Here is a 3,032-nt window from a genome sequence, read left to right as displayed (position 1 = left end):
GTGGGTCCCGAAAGCGAGAGGGTGGTTCCGATCCCGCCGTAGGCAGGCTGACCCTCAGGGGTGTCAATGATTCCGTCGCCGTTGGCGTCATCGGCCATGGTCGGGCAGACGCCCTGGGCGCCGATGTGGATGTGCTGAACGTGCGGGTAGGCAGCGTCCTTGAACGTCTCGGCCAGCCCGGAGGTCTGCACGGTGACAGTTGCCTCGGAGCCTGCAATGTCCACCCAGGCTTCGCCGGTGGCACCACTGTTATTGACCTGATTCAACACCGTCGAGTACGAGCCCTCGGCATGATCAGCCATCGCCGGAGCACCGGCCATAGCGGTCAGGCCCAGCGCAACAGCCGGAGCCAAAAGCATTGTTTTCTTCATCATCTTCATAACTGTCTCCTCATGAGGGGGATTTTCATGCGGTCCAAATTTTGAGCCCGCATACAGGTGATTCGATGCGATCTCCATCACAGATTGGTTCGCGATGGAGATATTTCCGGCATCACACAAGCACCACCTCTGACCAAGACTGCCACGGACCGGCGGCCAGCGATATAGTAAGCACACTGATTGTCACCATTTCGTAATCAAAATGACGAGGAAGGCGCGATGGCAGTGTGGACGGCTTGGCACATGTTTGGGCATGAGAATGCCGGCAAGCAGGAAAGTTCCTAGAGGGATATTTTCGCTGCCTGCCGGCACCCCGGGCCGGAGAAGAAAGACCGGCCCGGCCACATGAGGTGCCCATCACACTACACCTCCCACTGGCTCTTTCCTGTTGTCGGACCGGAGGATCCCCCGTCCGCACCCGGCGGGCGCTCGGACGCACGCGCTGACCCGCTCTGTGGCGGGCCGGCTGGCTGTATTGCCCTGAGAGGTTGGTGGCGCGGCTGGCGGACGGTTGGCCTTTCAGTGAGGTGTGGCCTCGGCGGTTGGTGATTATAGTTGTGGGGCCAGGCGGGGAATGCTGCGACATGCCCGGTTTCTGAGGCGTAGGGCTTCGCGTAGGCCCATTCACCGGGCCTGGTGCGGTTGAAGCGTTCTACTTTGCCGTTGGTCTGGGGCCGGTAGGGGCGGGTGTGTTTGTGCTTGATTTCCGGCCCGGGCGCGTCTTTGAAGGCATGTTCGACGACAATGCCGCAGGATTGAAAGTATGCGTTGGCCCGGGCCCGGGAAACCGGCCGCGGCTTCCTTCTGTTACGAGGGCGAGATCAACGCGCTCACGTGTCTGCGCGGGATCTCGATGACGAGCGGGTTCGGGCTGGCCGTCGAGACCGGGGACTGGACCCGGTTCACCGGGTCCTCTATCGGCTCCTATCTCGGGCTGGTGCCCAGCGAACAGTCCTCCGGCCAATCCCGGCACCAGGGATCGATCACCAAGGCCGGCAGCACCTATGCCCGCAAGCTGCTGGTCGAAGGGGCATGGCAGCATCGCCGCCCCTACTCCCGCCCCGGAGACCGGTTACGGCGCCAGCTGGACCTCGTCGAACCGGCCACCCGTATCCGCGCTTTGGAGGGCAACCACCGCCTGCATGGCAAGTGGCAACACTTCGACGCCCGCCAGAAGATGCCCGTCAAAGCCAACACCGCCATCGCCCGTGAACTCGCCGGATGGTGCTGGTCGCTGGCTGCCCCGCTGCAGTCAGGAGAGCACATGAAAGCGGAATAACCCTGATCGTGCCTCCGGCAGGCGGCGGCAGCGTCGCAAGCACGCGGAGCTATCCCGGGACTGCTCTATGAGCAGACGGACCAAACCGTCGACGCTCGATGCTAGACACCGATGGGCTCCGGCCGAATTATCGTCATGCGCCAACACCCGCGAATATCAGTCTGACCATGCTGTCGAACAATGACTCGCCCCGCAGCCAACCACCTGACGGACGGACACAGTAAGCGGCCCCCGGAACCAAAGAGCCGGGGGCCGCTTACCTATGACACTTGACAACCGAAACTACATATCAGAGCAGTCCGCCCAGCAGGCCCTCGTTGTCCTCGCCACCATCGGTGCTGTTGACAGTGGTGCTCTCGGCCGACGCGTCAGCGTCGACGTCGGAGTCCACGTCAGGGTTGGCGGTGACGTCAGCGTCGTTTCCGCTGCCGATGCCGTTCAGGTTGTCGGAGACATCGGCGTCGATTCCGCTGAGCACGTTGTTGTTGCTCGCGATGTCGCCGGTGTCGACCGTGTCGTTGAGGATGCCGCCCAGTGACAGGTTGGCGCTGTCGTCGACGCGGTTATCGGAGACCTCGGTGGTGACACCGTCCACATTGGTGTTGGTGGAGTCTGCGGTGCTGGCGCTGGCCATGGACGCGCCTCCGACGAGCATGAGACCGCTGACGGCGGTGACGGCGAGGGACTTGGTGAACGTGTTCTGCATAATGTTGCCTCCATATATTTCCATTGGGAATGGCGGACATTAATGCTTCGGGACGGGCCCCGTTACCGGATTGGTATGGATTTGAGATTCATTTCGTGACCTCCGCAGCTGCGCCATTGCCATCATCGGGCATTGGTCCGGCCGCTGGCGCTATCCGCGGGCGAAGCACTACCTTGTAAGCATGCCTGGTATATGTTTTGCCTGCGCATCATATACGGATGCACGCTCAATGATCCGTCGTGGAGGGTGCGGTTCGATGCCACGCAGAGACCGGGCAAGATCCGGCCAATTCTCCAGGTTCCCGATCCGATCCGTACATCAGACAGGGAAGGAAGCACTGTGAACACCAACAAGCACCGGACACCGGCTGAAAGTAACAGCCGTGACAGTGCCGGCCAGGCTTCAGGCCCGGAGTCAGCTGGCCCTAAAATGCCCGAATCCGATGGTAAGGACAGCTTCGATGAAGCCGTCACCGAACATCTCAACCAGGAAGACAGCGGCCAGGCAGCTGAAGAAACGCCCCGGGGAGGGGCGGAGGGCAAGAGGAACAGTCGACCGGCCCTGGAGGAACAGATTGAAGACGGAAATCCAGCGATAACGGACAATGAATGATGACGTCCGGCGTATCCGAGTTGCAGCGCAACGCGTGGAAGTTCCGGCCCGGGGC

Annotated in this window: 3 protein-coding genes and 2 pseudogenes; 2 read left to right on the top strand and 3 right to left on the bottom strand. The window is 61.6% G+C overall.

The annotated features are described in order from the left end of the window. Nucleotides 1-374, bottom strand: a pseudogene (locus Y707_RS31845) (hypothetical protein); the annotation flags it as partial. Between the two features lie 475 nt (nt 375-849). After that, a pseudogene (locus Y707_RS33075) lies at nt 850-1,187 on the bottom strand (integrase core domain-containing protein); the annotation flags it as partial. Between the two features lie 13 nt (nt 1,188-1,200). Here Y707_RS33075 and Y707_RS28515 point away from each other — a divergent pair. Then, entirely contained in the window at nt 1,201-1,659 is a 459-nt protein-coding gene (locus Y707_RS28515) for a transposase (protein WP_442853325.1), read from the top strand. A gap of 289 nt (nt 1,660-1,948) precedes the next feature. On the opposite strand, the gene Y707_RS0121890 is transcribed toward Y707_RS28515, so the two are convergent. Then, a complete protein-coding gene (locus tag Y707_RS0121890) occupies nt 1,949-2,365 on the bottom strand; it encodes a hypothetical protein (protein ID WP_026536619.1) in 417 nt (138 codons plus the stop codon). Nucleotides 2,366-2,704: 339 nt separating this feature from the next. On the opposite strand from Y707_RS0121890, the gene Y707_RS0121885 reads away from it, so the two are divergent. After that, nucleotides 2,705-2,977, top strand: a complete 273-nt coding sequence (locus Y707_RS0121885) for a hypothetical protein (protein WP_026533783.1) — start codon at nt 2,705-2,707, stop codon at nt 2,975-2,977. The last annotated feature ends 55 nt before the right edge of the window (nt 2,978-3,032 follow it).

The organism is Arthrobacter sp. H14, assembly GCF_000520495.1.
GTDB lineage: Bacteria > Actinomycetota > Actinomycetes > Actinomycetales > Micrococcaceae > Arthrobacter_C.
The sequence above is the reverse complement of the archived record's forward strand: the minus strand, read 5'-3'. Positions and strand labels throughout refer to the sequence as shown.